The sequence below is a fragment of the Peribacillus sp. FSL M8-0224 genome (assembly GCF_038003055.1).
Classification (GTDB): Bacteria; Bacillota; Bacilli; order Bacillales; family DSM-1321; genus Peribacillus; species Peribacillus frigoritolerans.
Genome location: NZ_JBBOOJ010000001.1, coordinates 3,670,575 through 3,687,308 on the forward strand (window position 1 = coordinate 3,670,575; position 16,734 = coordinate 3,687,308).

At 44.0% G+C, this 16,734-nt stretch carries 14 protein-coding genes; 3 read left to right on the forward strand and 11 right to left on the reverse strand.

Going from position 1 to position 16,734, the window contains the following annotated elements; translation table 11 throughout:
• Nucleotides 1-31: 31 nt before the first annotated feature.
• From aceB to dnaE, 9 genes are all read right to left on the reverse strand, one after another.
• Nucleotides 32-1,624 carry a malate synthase A gene (gene aceB, locus MKX49_RS17625; protein WP_340877177.1) on the reverse strand — a complete coding sequence of 531 codons (1,593 nt, stop codon included), beginning with the start codon at nt 1,622-1,624 and terminating at the stop codon, nt 32-34.
• Between the two features lie 350 nt (nt 1,625-1,974).
• Nucleotides 1,975-2,367 (reverse strand): FxsA family protein, encoded by a 393-nt coding sequence (locus MKX49_RS17630; RefSeq protein WP_034309123.1) that lies wholly within the window; start codon nt 2,365-2,367, stop codon nt 1,975-1,977.
• An 81-nt stretch (nt 2,368-2,448) separates the two neighbouring features.
• On the reverse strand, nt 2,449-4,209 hold the full coding sequence (pyk, locus tag MKX49_RS17635; RefSeq protein ID WP_063594385.1) for a pyruvate kinase: 1,761 nt from the start codon (nt 4,207-4,209) through the stop codon (nt 2,449-2,451).
• A gap of 126 nt (nt 4,210-4,335) precedes the next feature.
• The gene (pfkA, locus tag MKX49_RS17640; RefSeq protein WP_340877178.1) at nt 4,336-5,295 is read right to left on the reverse strand and encodes a 6-phosphofructokinase; all 960 of its coding nucleotides are present in this window, start codon (nt 5,293-5,295) and stop codon (nt 4,336-4,338) included.
• Nucleotides 5,296-5,574: 279 nt separating this feature from the next.
• Nucleotides 5,575-6,576: an acetyl-CoA carboxylase carboxyl transferase subunit alpha gene (gene accA / locus MKX49_RS17645; RefSeq protein WP_053535914.1), complete on the reverse strand. Its 1,002-nt coding sequence runs from the start codon at nt 6,574-6,576 to the stop codon at nt 5,575-5,577.
• Nucleotides 6,573-7,436 (reverse strand): acetyl-CoA carboxylase, carboxyltransferase subunit beta, encoded by an 864-nt coding sequence (accD, locus tag MKX49_RS17650; RefSeq protein ID WP_063594386.1) that lies wholly within the window; start codon nt 7,434-7,436, stop codon nt 6,573-6,575. The genes accA and accD overlap by 4 nt, the downstream gene beginning before the upstream one ends.
• 90 nt (nt 7,437-7,526) lie before the next feature.
• Nucleotides 7,527-8,156 carry a FadR/GntR family transcriptional regulator gene (locus tag MKX49_RS17655; RefSeq protein ID WP_105718762.1) on the reverse strand — a complete coding sequence of 210 codons (630 nt, stop codon included), beginning with the start codon at nt 8,154-8,156 and terminating at the stop codon, nt 7,527-7,529.
• Between the two features lie 5 nt (nt 8,157-8,161).
• Nucleotides 8,162-9,403 (reverse strand): NAD(P)-dependent malic enzyme, encoded by a 1,242-nt coding sequence (locus MKX49_RS17660; protein WP_323596514.1) that lies wholly within the window; start codon nt 9,401-9,403, stop codon nt 8,162-8,164.
• Between the two features lie 113 nt (nt 9,404-9,516).
• Complete coding sequence (gene dnaE / locus MKX49_RS17665; protein ID WP_340877179.1) at nt 9,517-12,876, reverse strand: DNA polymerase III subunit alpha; 3,360 nt, start codon at nt 12,874-12,876, stop codon at nt 9,517-9,519.
• A gap of 183 nt (nt 12,877-13,059) precedes the next feature.
• Between dnaE and MKX49_RS17670 the strand changes: the two genes are divergently transcribed.
• Together MKX49_RS17670 and ytrI are read left to right on the forward strand one after the other, a co-directional pair.
• Nucleotides 13,060-13,395, forward strand: coding sequence for a YtrH family sporulation protein (locus MKX49_RS17670; protein WP_034309135.1), 336 nt, complete (start codon nt 13,060-13,062; stop codon nt 13,393-13,395).
• Nucleotides 13,392-13,895, forward strand: coding sequence for a sporulation membrane protein YtrI (ytrI, locus tag MKX49_RS17675; protein ID WP_251539779.1), 504 nt, complete (start codon nt 13,392-13,394; stop codon nt 13,893-13,895). The genes MKX49_RS17670 and ytrI overlap by 4 nt, the downstream gene beginning before the upstream one ends.
• 65 nt (nt 13,896-13,960) lie before the next feature.
• Here the strand turns inward: ytrI and MKX49_RS17680 are convergent, their stop codons facing one another.
• Nucleotides 13,961-14,899: a DHH family phosphoesterase gene (locus tag MKX49_RS17680; protein WP_251539780.1), complete on the reverse strand. Its 939-nt coding sequence runs from the start codon at nt 14,897-14,899 to the stop codon at nt 13,961-13,963.
• 168 nt (nt 14,900-15,067) lie between these two features.
• Between MKX49_RS17680 and MKX49_RS17685 the strand changes: the two genes are divergently transcribed.
• The gene (locus MKX49_RS17685) at nt 15,068-15,370 is read left to right on the forward strand and encodes a YtpI family protein (protein WP_034309143.1); all 303 of its coding nucleotides are present in this window, start codon (nt 15,068-15,070) and stop codon (nt 15,368-15,370) included.
• A 27-nt stretch (nt 15,371-15,397) separates the two neighbouring features.
• On the opposite strand, the gene MKX49_RS17690 is transcribed toward MKX49_RS17685, so the two are convergent.
• Entirely contained in the window at nt 15,398-16,717 is a 1,320-nt protein-coding gene (locus tag MKX49_RS17690) for a DRTGG domain-containing protein (RefSeq protein WP_034311452.1), read from the reverse strand.
• Nucleotides 16,718-16,734 lie beyond the last annotated feature (17 nt).

A 16,734-nucleotide genomic window follows, 5' to 3' on the forward strand; every position in this document is an offset into this window, starting at 1 on the left:
TCCTCCTAATTCATATTATATATTTTGAATATTAAGATAATTTTTCATATGCCGCGTTAGTTAAGAAATCTGCAAAGTCCTCGGCTTCAATCAATTGTTCAAATAGTTTAGTAGACTCTTCAAACTTTCCTGATTTGAAAGTTTCTTCCCCTACTTCCGATTTAATGACCGCCAATTCTTCTTCTTTGATTTGATGGAATAATTCCTCGGTTATTTTCCTGCCATCTTCGAGAATGCCTTTTGGATGACGGATCCATTGCCAGACTTGAGCCCTTGAAATTTCAGCGGTTGCAGCATCTTCCATTAAGTTATTGATAGGTGCCGCACCTCTGCCGCTTAACCATGAGGCGATATATTGGATGCCTACATTAATATTCGTCCTTAAGCCTGCCTCTGTGATCGTTCCTTCCGGTACAGCCAGCAACTCTTGTGCTGTTACATGGACATCTTCCCGTTTCCGGAAAATTTGATTCGGTTTTGGGACGAGCAGATCAAAAACCTCTTTTGCCGTGCTTACCATACCTGGGTGGGCAACCCATGTTCCATCATGACCGTCTCTTGCTTCGCGTTCTTTATCTGCCTTAACTTTCGCAAAAGCCTCATCGTTCTTAACCGGGTCATTTTTAACGGGAATTTGTGCGGCCATCCCGCCAATTGCAGGAGCATTACGGCTGTGACATGTTTTGATTGCCAGTAAGGAATACGCCCTCATGTTCGGGACGGTCATCGTGACCTGCTGTCGATCTGGGAAAATGACATCATCCGAGTTACGGAATTTTTTCAGGAAACTAAAGATATAATCCCAGCGGCCACAGTTCAGGCCTGCCGAATGTTCTTTCAGCTCGTACAGAATTTCGTCCATTTCGAATGCAGCAAGAATTGTTTCTATCAAGACCGTTGCCTTGATGGTTCCTTGCGGGATTCTCAAATCGTTCTGTGCATATACGAATATTTCATTCCATAATCTTGCTTCGAGATGGCTTTCCATTTTCGGTAAGTAAAAGTATGGACCGCTTTGTTTTTCGACCAATGCTTTTGCGTTGTGGTAAAAGTATAGTCCAAAGTCAAAAATGCTGGCTGATATAGGCTGTCCATCCAAAAGGACATGTTTTTCCTCCAAATGCCAGCCGCGTGGCCTTACCTTTAGCACAGCTGTTCTTTCATTTAATTCATACACTTTGCCATTTGGATTTTTAAATGATATGGTTCCGCGGATTGCATCGCGCAGATTCAATTGGCCATCGATGCAATTCTCCCAAGTGGGTGAATTGGCATCCTCAAAGTCCGCCATGAATACATTGGCACCTGAGTTCATGGCATTTATGATCATTTTACGATCAACAGGTCCAGTGATTTCAACCCTGCGGTCCTGCAAATCATTCGGGAGGTGCGCAATCGTCCAATCACTTTCACGAATATGCTTCGTTTCTTCAAGGAAATCAGGAAGCTTGCCTTGATTCAGTTCTTCCTGAACGCTTTTCCGCCGTTCTAGAAGTTCTGACCTTCTTCCACTGAAATGCCGTTCCATTCTTTCGATGAATTGAAGAGCTTCCGTTGTAAGTATTTGTTCATATCCTGGCTTAATGTTGCCTGTAATCTGTAAGCCTTTTGCTTCCGTAATCATGTTGCCTCTCCACACCCTTTCCAACTCTTTTATGTTATAATACAGATGTTTTATTTCCTGTTTGTATTATATAACACGTTGCATAAATTTGTCACCAGTTTTTTCTAAAAAATCTAAAAAAAGATTTTTTAGCATGGAAAAGCCTTATTTACCAATGTTTCCAAGGGTATCATTTAAAAATCCTGTTATTATACACATTTCATTCTCGTGGAAATCATCATTCAATGGTGAAACAGAGAGCCATTTGTAAAGCAAAAAAGCACCCCATAAAAAAACGGGATGCTGTTGCGGATCTTTTTCAAAGACCAAAAAGGCTGCCTAAAAGCTTACGCCTTTAGACAGCCTTATATTTATTTATGCCGAATAATGGTAACTTTCCCTTTATTCATCCTGTTCATGATAAACCGGATAACAATCGGTTTGAGGAGATTCCGGGTTGGCGGAAACACAAGGATCAATCCCATGATATCCGAGATGAGCCCAGGAGACAGCAACAGTGCAGCTCCGATAAAGATACAGATCCCATCAATGATTTCATTTCCTGGCATCATTCCGTAACGAATCTGTTCCTGTGCCTTTTTCCACGTTTCCATCCCTTGCCGTTTAGCCAAATAGGCTCCGATCAAACCTGTGGCTACAATCAGGAACAGCGTTGGCCAAAAACCAATCAGATTGCCTGACAGCAAAAGGACAATAATTTCAACGACCGGCATCGCAATGATAAACATTAAAAAATATTTCATCTTCATTCCTCCTGCACAGCCCATTTCTGGTGCGGTACATCCATCTTACCTCATTGGCAAGGAATCAGCCAAAATTTCGTTTTACAGAACGTTTGCATGTCCATCATAAATGACTCCACGACCTGCATCGACCGTTATTCTTTGACCATCCGTGAAAACCTTGGTTGCGTCCTCCGCCCCAACGATGACCGGTATGCCCAATGTGACTCCTACAACAGCTGCATGGCTTGTCAAACCGCCTTCTTCCGTAATCAATGCCGCACACTTTTCAATTGCCGGCATCATTTCGCGGTCAGAACCGATTGTAACCAATACAGAGCCTTCCTTCACTTTTTCCAAAGCTTCCTTGGCATTCTTAGCGATAACCACTTCACCTTTCGCTGATTTCCTGCCGATTCCTTGAGCCTTCAAAAGAACCTCTCCTAACACATGAATTTTCATCAAGTTAGTCGTACCTGTTTCACCTACAGGCACACCGGCTGTAATGACGACTAAATCCCCATGGGAAACTAAGCCAGAATGCAGGCTTTCATCTATTGCGGTTTGAAGCATTTCATCGGTAGTCGTCGCTTTTGGACCAATCTGCGGATAGACTCCCCATGCCAAAGCAAGCCTTCTTGAAACATGATCATTGGATGTAACCGCAATGATCGGTGCTTTAGGGCGGTATTTGGAGATCATCCTTGCCGTATGACCGCTTTCAGTAGGCGTGATGATTGCCCCGGCATTAAGATTAAGCGCAGTGTGGGCAACGGATTGACCAATAGCATCCGTGACATTATGACGGTTCACTTTGCTTCTGACTGATAAGATATCCCGATAATCAAGGGCAGTTTCAGCACGTGAAGCAATGTTATGCATCGTTTGCACCGCTTCGACAGGATAGGTTCCAGCAGCTGTTTCGCCAGAAAGCATGATTGCATCCGTTCCATCAAATATGGCATTGGCCACGTCACTTGCTTCTGCACGGGTCGGCCTTGGATTACGCTGCATCGAATCGAGCATTTGTGTAGCCGTTATGACTGGTTTCCCGGCATTATTACATTTTTTGATCATTTGTTTTTGGACTAATGGCACTTCTTCTGCAGGAATTTCCACTCCCAAGTCTCCACGTGCCACCATCAAGCCATCTGAAACTTCCAAGATCTCATCAAGACGGTCCACGCCCTCTTGATTTTCGATTTTAGGGATGATTTGAATATGTTCCGCACCATTTTGCTGCAATAATTCACTTATTTCAAGCACATCGGAAGCCCTGCGTACAAATGAGGCAGCAATGAAGTCGATACCCTGTTCGATCCCAAAAAGGATATCCTGTTCATCTTTCTCCGTTATGCCAGGCAGGTTAACCGAAACTCCTGGAACATTGACGCCTTTTTTGTTCTTAAGTGTACCGCTATTCAAGATTTTCGTATGGATTTCTTTTCTGACCTCATCAATCTTCAACACTTCAAGCCCGATCAATCCATCATCCAAAAGGATTTTAGATCCTAGGTGAACATCATGCAGAAGCCCTTCATAGGTAATGGAGAATTTTTCAGGTGTTCCCAGGACTTCATTCATGGAAATAATGACTTCATTGCCGGCTACAAGCTCCATAGAATCATTTTCCATATTATTTGTCCGTATTTCAGGTCCTTTTGTGTCCAACAGGATGGCAACCTGTTTACCCGTTTTTTCGCTCGCTTCTCTGATATTGCGGATTCTAGCTGCGTGTTCTTCATGATTTCCATGAGAAAAGTTAAGCCGTGCTACATTCATTCCAGCCTCTATTAATTGAACCAGCTTTTCTATACTTTCACTTGCGGGGCCAATCGTACAAACAATCTTGGTTTTACGCATAGTGTCATCCTCCTTTAAGGAAAACTCGCCGCCTGTCCACTTCTTGAAGACAGGGGGCGCAGTGTTTTATGTCTTCTTTTAAATACCCATTACTAAAAAGCGATTCCTATCGGTCAATAAAAATGATTAAATGGATAGCTCAGCGGATAATTCATACATTTTCTTGTCAATTGTATGCGGTTTAGCAAGAGCTTCGATGATATCATAATCAACAAGTTGATTTTGTTCGATTCCGACTGCCCTGCCCCCTTTTCCTTCAAGAAGCAATTCAACGGCTCTTGCCCCAAGCCGGCTTGCCAATACCCGGTCATTTGCAGAGGGAGATCCTCCGCGCTGAACATGGCCCAGGACAGTTACACGGGTTTCAATTCCTGCTTTCGCCTCAATACTCCTGGAGATATCAACGGCACTTCCAACACCTTCAGCTACTATGATGATACTGTGCTTTTTCCCTCGGTCATGTCCGCGGTTCAGCTTTCCAATCAAATCATCTATTTCATATTCATATTCAGGACAAAGAATCGTTTCAGCTCCGCCAGCCAATCCAGCCCAAAGTGCAATATCGCCGGCATCTCTTCCCATCACTTCAACCACATAAGTCCTTTCATGAGAAGTAGCCGTATCCCGAATTTTATCGATAGCATCGATGACTGTATTCAGGGCCGTATCGAAACCAATCGTAAAGTCCGTACCCGGTATGTCGTTATCAATCGTTCCAGGAACCCCGATACAAGGGTAACCCCTTTCCGTTAAAGCTCTCGCCCCGCGGTAAGAACCATCGCCACCAATTATGACAATGCCCTCGATACCATGTTTATTCAATTGTTCAATCGCTTTCAGCTGGCCTTCCTCCGTCTTAAATTCCGGACAGCGAGCCGTATGTAACATCGTGCCGCCTCTATGAATGATATCCCCGACCGACCCAAGTTCAAGCTTCTTTATATTGCCATTTATCAGACCCTGATAGCCATGATAAATACCGAAGACCTCCATTTCATGAAAAATTGCTTTCCGGACAACTGCTCGGACTGCCGCATTCATTCCTGGAGAATCTCCTCCACTTGTCAATACACCTATTCTTTTCATAAATGTCACCTCTCTACAGCACTAATCAATTTTAAGCTTCGCTATATCATTGTACCCTTTTTCAAGCTTCAATAAGCAGTAACTGTTTCACTTATGCATACTTGATGTTATAAGCCTAACCGATTCTCTTCAGAAATTGAAGTAAAATGGTGTGAAACTTTACATTCTACACACAAACCATATTCTTTACTCGTTTCGGTAATGAATACATATGCGCGAATGAAAGGATGAAAAAACGTGTTGCCCCAGGCAGCACGTTTTTCCTTTTCCAAAATGTGTTTATGAATGCTGTTCCACTTCCTTAGGTTCGCCCTCAGGTTGTTGTTTTGCAAATTCATATTCACCGATTTTCTTGAATTTCATATAACGCTGGTTGATAAGATCATCACTATTTAATGGCAACAGTTCATTGAATGAACGTTTCAGGATTTCCTTGATGGCTTCTGCCTGTAAATTCGAATCCCGATGGGCGCCGCCCCTCACTTCAGGAATGATCTCATCGATGACTCCTAAGCGGTTTAAGTCGGGAGCCGTGATTTTCATCGTTTCCGCAGCCCTCTTAGCCTGAGAGGCATCCTTCCACAGCAAGGCTGCAGCCCCTTCAGGGGAAATCACGGAATATGTTGAGTTCTCAAGCATGAAAATTCGGTCTCCGACGCCAAGCGCCAATGCACCGCCGCTTCCGCCTTCACCAATGACAATACTGATGACCGGGACCTTCAGTCCTGCCATTTCGAAAAGGTTTTTCGCAATGGCTTCACTTTGCCCGCGCTCTTCAGCAGCTTTACCAGGGAAAGCTCCCTTCGTATCAATGAAACAAATAATCGGCCTGTTGAATTTTTCAGCCTGTTTCATCAGACGCAAAGCTTTTCGATAGCCTTCAGGATGGGGCATGCCGAAGTTACGACGGATGTTTTCCTTCGTATCCTTCCCGCGTTGATGACCGATGACAGTCACGGCAAGTCCATTGAATTCTGCGATTCCAGAGACAATCGCTTCATCATCCCCATAATAACGATCACCATGAAACTCGATGAAGTCATTGAATAACAGCGGAATGTAATCAAGCGTCGTCGGACGGGCTGGATGCCGGGCAATCTGAACACGATCCCACGGTTTAAGATGGTTGTAGATATCCACTTCCAGCTTCTCTAAACGCTTTTCCAATGTTTCGATTTCTGCTGTAAGGTCTACATCAGCATCCTTCGAAATTGTCTTTAGCTCTTTAATTTTATTTCTCAGGTCCGTAATGGGACGCTCGAACTCTAATTCGTAAATCATAACCACTCACCGCCCGGGGCATGGATTTTAAGGATCGTCGTCAAGGTTTCCTTCATTTCCGTACGTTTGACGACCGCATCCAATTGACCGTGCTTCAACAAGAATTCAGCCGTTTGGAAATCTTCAGGAAGTTCTTCACGAATCGTCTGCTCAATGATTCTTCGTCCCGCAAATCCAATAAGGGCTCCAGGTTCGGCTAGATTAATATCGCCAAGTGACGCGAAACTTGCCGAAACCCCGCCTGTGGTAGGATGGGTCATCATTGATATGATCAGTCCGCCTTCATTGCTGAATATCTTGAGTGCTGCACTTGTCTTTGCCATCTGCATCAAGCTCAAAACACCCTCCTGCATCCGGGCGCCGCCTGATGCCGTAAATATGATGAACGGAATCTTCAATTCACCAGCACGTTCAATGGCACGGGTAATTTTTTCGCCAACAACGGATCCCATGCTTCCCATCCGGAAATTCGAATCCATGATGGCAGTTGAAACTTGGTACCCATTGATGCTTCCGACTCCTGTAACAACCGCCTCATTAATCTTGGCTTTCTTTCTATCTTTTTCCAATTTTTCCAAGTAATCCGGAAAATCAAGCGGGTTAACGGAAATCATTTCTTTATCAAATTCATTAAAAGTGCCTTCGTCGAATAAAAATTCGATGCGCTCATGGGAAGACATCGGATGATGGTACCCGCAATGCAGACAGACTTTCTTGTTTTTCACCAATTCTTTTGTATACATGATTTTTTTACAGCCGGTGCACTTTGTCATGATTCCTTCTGGTACATCTTGTTTCTCCCGATCTAAAGGAACCGTTGCATATTTCTTCTTAGACTTCGCAAATAGCTCTTTAAGCAAGCTTAATCCTCCCTTTACCACCAATTATCTATTTTATGATACTTGGTACAAACTATATCAGAAATAAAATTAGTATCGTGTAAAAAGGTGTCATTCGCCCTTCGACATATTTCTAATTCTAATAAGATACGTTTCGATGGCTTTTTCTTCATCACGTTCGAGCAAATATGTAAGAAGTGCCAGATAATCTTCTTTTTTCACATTACCCTGTACCATCTCTGATGTTCTAGCATAGCTGTTGACAATGCGCCAAATTCTTTCCAGCAAACGATTGCGATTCATAATGGCAATTCTTAAAAAGAAATCATCATCATGAAACTTATCCGCTTTGACCCAGGCCATTAATCTTTTGATATCCTCAGCCGTAGCGAAAAAAGCGACGATCCGCAAACAGTCAATTTCAATCAGCCTTTTCGTCTCAGCCAAATCTTCTTGTACTTTTTTATCTTGCAAAAAAAAGGTTCCCAGAAGCTCGACTAGCTTATGCTCCTGGAAATCCCTAATAAACGTCCCTTCACCACGCCTTGTTTCTATTAAACCTAATAGCTCTAAGGCACGCAATGCTTCACGGACAGAGGAACGCCCAACATTAAAACGATCCGATAACTCCCGTTCTGATGGGATTTTATCTCCCGGCAGGAGGCTGTCCGCTTCAATCATGCTACGTAGGCTCTCAACGACATCGAGATAAATTTTGGATGAAGAAGTACGACCTGCCAAATTAATTATTCCTCACTTTTTCCAATGATCGCTAATTTCTTTGTTTTTTCTTTAATTACCTCTGGATCTACATTGATTCTAGCTACTCCAGTTTCCATCGCTGCCTTGGCAACAGCAGCCGCAACGGCAGGTGCCACCCTCTCATCAAATGGAGCAGGGATCACGTAGTCTTCGTTCAACTCATGCTCCTGTATTAATCCAGCAATGGCTTTTACTGCAGCGACCTTCATTTTTTCATTGATATGAGTCGCACGTACATCCAAGGCACCACGGAAAATCCCTGGGAAAGCAAGGACGTTATTGACCTGATTCGGGAAATCCGAACGGCCAGTTCCAACAACCTTGGCACCCGCTGCTTTTGCATCTTCCGGCATGATTTCCGGATCTGGATTAGCCATCGCGAAAATGATCGCATCCCGATTCATCGAAGAAACCATTTCTTTTGTCAATGCACCTGCGGCAGAAACACCTATAAATACATCAGCGTTTTCAATGACAGATTCCAAAGGTCCTGAAACCCTATTTCGATTGGTCACTTTCGCCACTTGTTCTTTTGTATCATTCATACCTGTCGAACGGCCCTCATAAATGGCACCCTTCGTATCACACATGATGATGTCGCGAACTCCATAGCTATAAAGCAATTTAATGATGGCAATGCCCGCAGCGCCTGCGCCATTCGCTACCACTTTAATTTCTGACATTGATTTATTCACCAGTCGTAACGCGTTCACAAGACCGGCAACAGTAACAATGGCTGTACCGTGCTGATCATCATGGAAAACAGGAATATTCATTTCTTTCTTGAGTCGTTCTTCAATTTCAAAACAATTTGGTGCGGCTATGTCTTCTAAGTTCACTCCACCGAAAGTCGGTTCGAGTAATTTAACGGTCTCTACAATTTTGTCCACATCCGTCGTTTTTAAACAAATCGGGAAAGCGTCCACTCCGGCGAAACTTTTAAATAAAACGGCTTTTCCTTCCATGACCGGCATAGCAGCTTCCGGACCGATGTTTCCAAGTCCCAAAACAGCCGTTCCATCAGAAATGACGGCAACCGTATTCCCCTTCATTGTATAGTCATAAACGGTTTCCGGCTTATCGTAAATATCTTTACACGGTTCTGCGACACCAGGAGAATAAGCCAGGCTCAAATCTACTGCGTTCCTAACCGGCACTTTCGAAACTGTTTCTAATTTTCCTTGATTCAAGCGGTGCATATGTAACGCTTCTTCTCTTAATGTCATAGTTTCACTCCTAAAACAAATTGGGTAACCCATTATCTTATATGCTGAAATCTAGTGGTCAGACCACAGCGGCCTGTTTTCAATATAACATAACTATTAAAGTTGTAAAACAGTTATTCTTTCTTGTAAACCACATTCCCTTTTCCCACCAAGTCAAATAATGCCTGCATCAATCTATCTGTAGGATTGACCCAATCCCAATAAGATAGCTGTACATAGCGGTTTTCCCTCTCGTAAAAAAGCATGACCTTGGTTTCACCGCTATGCTGCATTAAAATTTTTTTTATTTTTTGCAGTGTATCCTTCGTTTGCTTGCCAGCCTCAATTTTCAGGAATATCGTTCCGTTTTTTTCCTCTTTCATCTGCTTCACTTTTTCAAGCGGGTACACGTTCCGGATCAGGAATTGAGTTTTTCCATCCCGCTCTTCCAATGTCCCTTGCAGCATAACGAGTTGTCCATGATTCAAGTCGGCAGAGTGGTTTTTATAAACATTTGGAAAAACGACCGCTTCAATATCCCCCTCTTCATCACTGACGCTCAAGAAAGCCATCACATCGCCCTTTTTTGTCCTTATGGTTTTAACCGAGGTGATGTAAGCGCCAAGTAAGACTTTCGATTCCTTTTTATTAATAGCTTCATCTATTGTCAAACAGCCGAAGTGCTGAAAAAGTTCTCTGTAGCTTGTCACAGGATGATTCGATAGATAAAGCCCCAATGCGCTTTTTTCCAACGAGAGTTTGTCCTCGATTGGGATAGGATCGACCCGGTGGTATTTCGGTTTGAGTGAAAACTCGCCATCCGAAAACATATCGAATAGGTCATCATCCGGATTAACCAATTCCGTATGATTGATCGCTACGTCCAAGCTCGCCAACAATGTTGCCCGGTCTTCACCGAATTCATCAAATGCACCTGAATGGACAAGCGCTTCCAACACTTTTCTATTTACGATTTTCCCCGAAACGCGCAAACAGAAATCGAATAAATCAGCGAACTTCTTCTGACGCCTCGCAGCAAAGATATCTTTTAGGACCGTCCCGCCTATCCCTTTTATGGCTCCAAGGCTATAACGGATCCCTTCCTTTTCCGGTAAAAACGGGTAACCGCTCCGGTTAATCGAGGGAGGCAGAACCGCTATCCCTTTCTTCTTTGCTTCTCGGATATATTGCGAAATCTTTTCATCATTCCCGACAACCGATGTCAAAAGTGCTGCCATGAAATATTCCGGATGGTGGGTTTTCAAGTAACCCAGCTGATAAGCGATGAAACTATACGCCACCGCATGACTTCGGTTGAATCCATAGTTAGCGAAGCGGACAATCAAGGAATAAATCTCATCTGCCGTTTTTTCGGAGTATCCTTGTTTCAATGCTCCGCTCACGAAATGCTGCCGCTCTTGATCCAGAACATCCTTCTTCTTCTTCGAAACGGCACGTCGGAGCAGGTCAGCCTCCCCTAATGAAAACCCTGCTAAGCGGGAGGCGATTTGCATGATTTGTTCTTGATAAACGATGACCCCGTATGTAGGCTCGAGGATATCCTTCAAATCCTCGTGCAGGTAATCAATCGGAGCAAGTCCATGCTTTCGCTCGATGAACAGCGGTATATTTTCCATCGGACCTGGACGATATAGGGCATTGACCGCAACGATATCCTCGAATCGGTTCGGTTTCAGCTTGATCAAAACCTTTCGGATGCCATCCGATTCAAATTGGAACACTCCGGTTGTTTCGCCTCTGCCTAAAAGGGCCAGCGTCTCAGGGTCATCCATCGGAATATGGGACAAGTCGAGCTTTTTCCCCGTTCCCTTTTTAATGTTATTTATAATATTATCGATGAGCGTTAAATTGCGGAGTCCAAGAAAATCCATTTTAAGAAGTCCCAGTTCTTCGAGAAGGTCCATTGGATATTGAGTCAGGTGGATGCCCTCATGGCCTCCCTGAATCGGGATATGCTCGGTCAGTGCCTGGTCACTGATGACGACGCCGGCGGCATGTGTCGAAGCATGGCGAGGCAGCCCTTCAAGCAATAGCGCGGTTTGAAATAGTTTTTGATTCAGGTCACTCTCATTAACAAATTCCCTAAGCCTTTTCGATTCCTTGAAAGCCTCGGGAAGCGTGATGCCCAGACGGCCTGGAATCATTTTCGATACCGCTTCCTGTTCCTTTGAATTCAGGCCGAAAACACGTCCTGTGTCCCTTAACGCAGCCTTGGCAGCCAATGTTCCGAATGTAATGATCTGTGCTACATGAAGTTCCCCGTACTTCTTCGCGACATAGGCAATCACTTCTTCACGGCGGTTATCCGGAAAGTCAATGTCGATATCCGGCATCGAGACACGTTCCGGATTCAGGAAACGCTCGAACAGCAAGGAATGTTCGATTGGATCGACATCCGTGATCGACAGCACATAAGCGACCATCGACCCTGCGGCCGACCCCCTTCCTGGACCAGTCAGGATTTGATGATCCTTAGCGAATTTCATGAAGTCCCAAACGATTAAAAAGTAATCGCTGAATTTCATCTTGGTGATGATATCCAATTCATATCGCAGGCGATCTTCATATTGAATGGATGGTTCCGGCACTCTTTTCTTCAGCCCTTGGAAGCAGATGGTTTCGAGCATTTCCTCGGCTGTGGCTCCATCCTCAGTAGGGTACTTAGGCAGAAGTGAACGATGAAATGAAATGTCCAGATTGCATTGCGCGGCAATATGCAGTGTATTTTCGAGTGCATCCGGCCTGTCATGGAATAGTTCTGCCATCTGAGACCGGCTTTTCAAATAAAATTGATCCGATTCAAGGACCATATGCGTCTCATCCGCCAGCTTGTCGCCATTTCCGATTGCCAATAAGACTTCATGAGCGAGTGCATCGCTTTCGTTCAAATAATAGACTGGATTCGTCGCGACAATCTTTATCTCTAAATCTCTCGCCAACTGACTTATGGCTTCGTTACCTTTTTCCTCTTCCGCAATCGAAAGTCTCTGTATGGATACATAAAAGTTATCATGACCAAAAATTTGCAGAAATCGCCCTGCTGCCTGTTTGGCTTCTTCAGGGTTTTCTTCTCTCAATAGCGTTTCTATTTGCCCCTCTGCACCTGGTGTGATTGCAATCAAGCCCCCGGAATAGGCTTTAAGCCAATTCATTGGAATGCCTGACGGGGATTTCGTTTTTATGGCACTGCTTATTTTAAGCAGGTTTTTATATCCTTGCAGACTCTTTGCCAATAAAAGAAGTCCATGTGGAGATTCCCGTTCATCAAGGACATCCGCAAGTATGCCGATAATCGGCTTAATGCCCTGCTTCTTGCATTCTTTATAAAAATAGACCGAACCGTACATAACATTTCGATCGGTTAAGGCAAGACTTGTACAGCCATCCGCTTTCGCTTTGGCCACAAGTTCAGTGATCTTCACCGTACTTGTCAGCAGGCTGTATCCGCTCTGAATATGGAGATGAGTATACACGTTTTTTTCTCCCACCTTTGTAAGGCATGTTTCTTTTCATTATAGTGTTTATTTCAAAAAAAGAAAATATGTTCTCATTACCAATGCAATTTAACTTCCTGATTTCCGGCGACTATCATAATACCTCTGAACATCCCATATAAATGGAATAGAAGAATATCAAGCAAAAAAGGATGATGATATATGAATGAAGCCTTTGTTCCAGCCTTCCTCAACAGCTTTTTCATATCGCTTGGCGTATTGCTTGGCGGCTCGATAATCGGGGGCCTCGCCGCTTTTTTTACTGGACAAGCCCCGATGACGACTGTATTCCGGCTGTCGGACAGCCTTCGTATTTGGGCGATTGTCGCTGCGATCGGGGGAACTTTTGATATGGTCTATAATTTTGAACGCGGTATTTTCCACGGGGAAACGAAGGATATAGTCAAGCAGGTCCTATTGATACTATCTGCACTTGGAGGGGCACAGACAGGAGCACTGATCATCAACTGGTTCACGCAGGAGCATATTTCACCATGAGGATTCCTCCCTATCACCGGACTCCTACCTGGCAGCGTTTTTTTGCCGGGGCCGCACTTGGCGGATTGATCAGCTGGGGGATATTCTTTTATATGCATGGTGTCCAGCAGGAGAAGCAGATCCTGACCCTTCACGAACAAAGAGAAAAGATTAAGGATTTAAACGGGAAGATCGCAATTTGGGAGCAGGATTATAAAAAATTGAACGAGAAAAACGAGGAAATCCTGACGATTCAGGAAGTGGAAGTAACGATCACGAATGAAAAATACAGTCTGGATCAGCTGAGTATTGCAGAAGCGGAGGATGTAATTGAGGACGACCTATCCTCTCTTCTCGCCAAAGATGTCGCCAGTGTCTATGACGGAAAGATGCTGTTGAAAAAATCGATAGAAAACAAGATCATGACCATCAATAAAAAGCGCTATCGACTTGAAGTCGTTGAAATCATGTTTTATACGAAAATGAATATAGAAATCAAACTAAAAAGGACTACTTCTTAAGGATGGGTGAGTATCCACCGAATTTAAAAGACCAAATCATTTGTGATTTGGTCTTTAAGTTTTTATCATTCCGCTTTATTCAACTCTTCCATGTCGGCAAGGATATTATCCACTTCATCCCAAGAATAGATCGAAGCCCCTGCTGCAAACGGGTGGCCTCCGCCGTTATATTTACGGGCAATCGTATTGATAATCGGTCCTTTAGAACGGAAACGGACCCTGATTTCTTGATCCTCTTCAATGAAAAAGACCCATGACTTAACATTTTTAATGGAACCTAGCGAGGAGACGAGCTGCGATGCCTCAGATGTGGAAGCATTGAATTTTTCAAGTATATCTTTCGTGATGATCATTTTCCCCGTTCCATATGGAAGGATTTCAAAATGCTGCAGCACATATCCATTCAACCGGACTATGCTTTCCTCGACGTCATACATCTCCTGATATAACTGCGGGCGGGAGAACGAATAGTGAATCAATTCACTGGCATAGGCAAATGTCTTTTCAGTTGTGCTTTGGAATAGAAAACGACCTGTATCGCCAACAATGCCTGCATATAGAAGGCGTGCCGCTTCATCACTCATCTTCAAGCCTTGTTCTTTACCGAACTGGTAAAACTCGTAAATCATTTCACTTGTGGAACTTGCCGATGTATCGACCCAACGCATATCCCCATACGGATCTTCATTAGGATGATGATCGATCTTAATCAGTTTATCCCCCGTCGTGTAACGTGCATCACATATCCGGTCCGTATTTGCGGTATCACAAACGATGACCAAGGCACCTTGATATGTTTCATCCGAAATCACATCGAGCCTTCTTAAATAATTCAATGACGGTTCCTCTTTCCCGACCGTATAAATTCGCTTTTCGGGGAAAGATGCTTTCAGGATTTCCGCCAATCCCCCCTGTGAACCATAAGCGTCCGGATCTGGACGGACATGACGATGGAGAATGATAGTATCATAACGCTTTATATCTGCTAATATTTCAGCTTTCATATTGATCTCCCCTTAACATATGTATTATCGAGCCTTATAAAGATGATATATTTCATTTAATCAAAAAATTGCGGAAATAGGAAGACTCATCTTGTTTACTGTGGCATTCTCTTTCATTTCCCGCTACAATAAAAAGGTACATATGTTAAATTGGGGGAATTTCAAACGATGCCTATTCTTGTCACCTTGATCGTTCTTTCACTAGGGGTCTATCTGTTTTATAAAATCAAATCGGTCCGAACCAGAATGCCGATGGAGAAAAAGTGGATTTCAGGGAAGTCTTCCATTGCCCTCGGTGCGTTTGTCGCACTATTCGGAATCAATCAGCTTTTTCTATTCCACACGACCATCACTTATATCATTGCCGCCGTTTTCATCTTCGTTGGCTTATTCAGTATTTGGGGCGGCTATAAAATGTATAAATTTTATTTGCCGCATGCAATCGAAGAAGCTGCAAATCAAAAAGGATAATCGAATTTCGATTATCCTTTTTATTTTTCATGATCGGTCCAGCAATTGACAAGTCAACATCGCCTTGCCGACAAGTTTGCCTTGGTTAAACACCTCGACATCGACTTTTCCGAATTTACGTCCTACATCAAGGACACGCGGATGGATTTCAAGCGTACTGTCGATCTGGACTGGCTTGATAAAGTAGATCGTCATGTTTTCCACGACCAAGTCACCGCGCTTATAGCTTCTAAGTGCACGATTTGCCGAGTCGGTGACCAATGTCGTGAACACACCGCTTGAAATGGTGCCAAGGTAATTGGTCATCTGCGGGGTGACGCCATAGTTATACACTTCCTCGCCCTTGCCGCGATTCGAAGTCATCACAAGCTGGCTGGTGATCGTATCGTCGATCGTTTCGCCGACCTGAGGCTGCCTTTGACTCATTTGCAATGCCTTCAGCACATCCTGCCTGCTCACGATACCCTTTAGGATATGACTGTCATTCACGACCGGGATTAACTCGATCCCTTCCCAAACCATCATATGTGCAGAAGATGCCACACTCATTTTATCGCCTACGGTCATCGGGTTTTTCGTCATCACCTTATCGATGAGCGTCATCTCTTCCTGTCCGATGATATCTTTTGATGTGACCATTCCTTGAACCTTCATATTGTCATCGACAACAGGGAAACGGCTATGCCCCGATTCCTGATTCAGTTCATGCCAGGTCTGAACCCGGTCACCCACTGTCAAAAAGGTCGTTTCCTGTACGGGTGTCAAAATATCCTCCACCAGCAAGATTTCCTTTTTGATCAATTGGTCATAAATCGCCCGATTGATCATCGTTGCAACGGTAAACGTATCGTAACTCGTTGAGATGACAGGCATCTCCAATTCATCGGCTAACCTTTTAACAGGCTCTTCAGTATCGAATCCCCCGGTGATCAGCACCGCTGCACCCGCTTTTAACGCGTGCTCATGGGCCTGTGTACGGTTCCCGACGATCAGCAGGTTTCCTGCCCCTGTATATCTCATCATGGCATCCAGCTTCATCGCCCCGATGACGAATTTATTTAATGTCTTATGAAGTCCCGTTTTCCCTCCAAGAACTTGTCCGTCAACAATATTGACTACCTCTGCAAAAGTGAGCTTTTCAATATTCTCTTTTTTCTTTTTCTCAATGCGGATCGTGCCTACCCGCTCAATCGAGCTCACGTAGCCCTGGTTCTCCGCCTCTTTAATTGCCCGGTATGCCGTACCTTCACTAACATTCAATGCTTTAGCTATTTGACGGACGGAAATCTTTTCGCCGACAGGGAGCCCATCGATATGTTTCAATATTTGTTCATGCTTTGTAGCCAAGCGCTTCACCCTTTTCA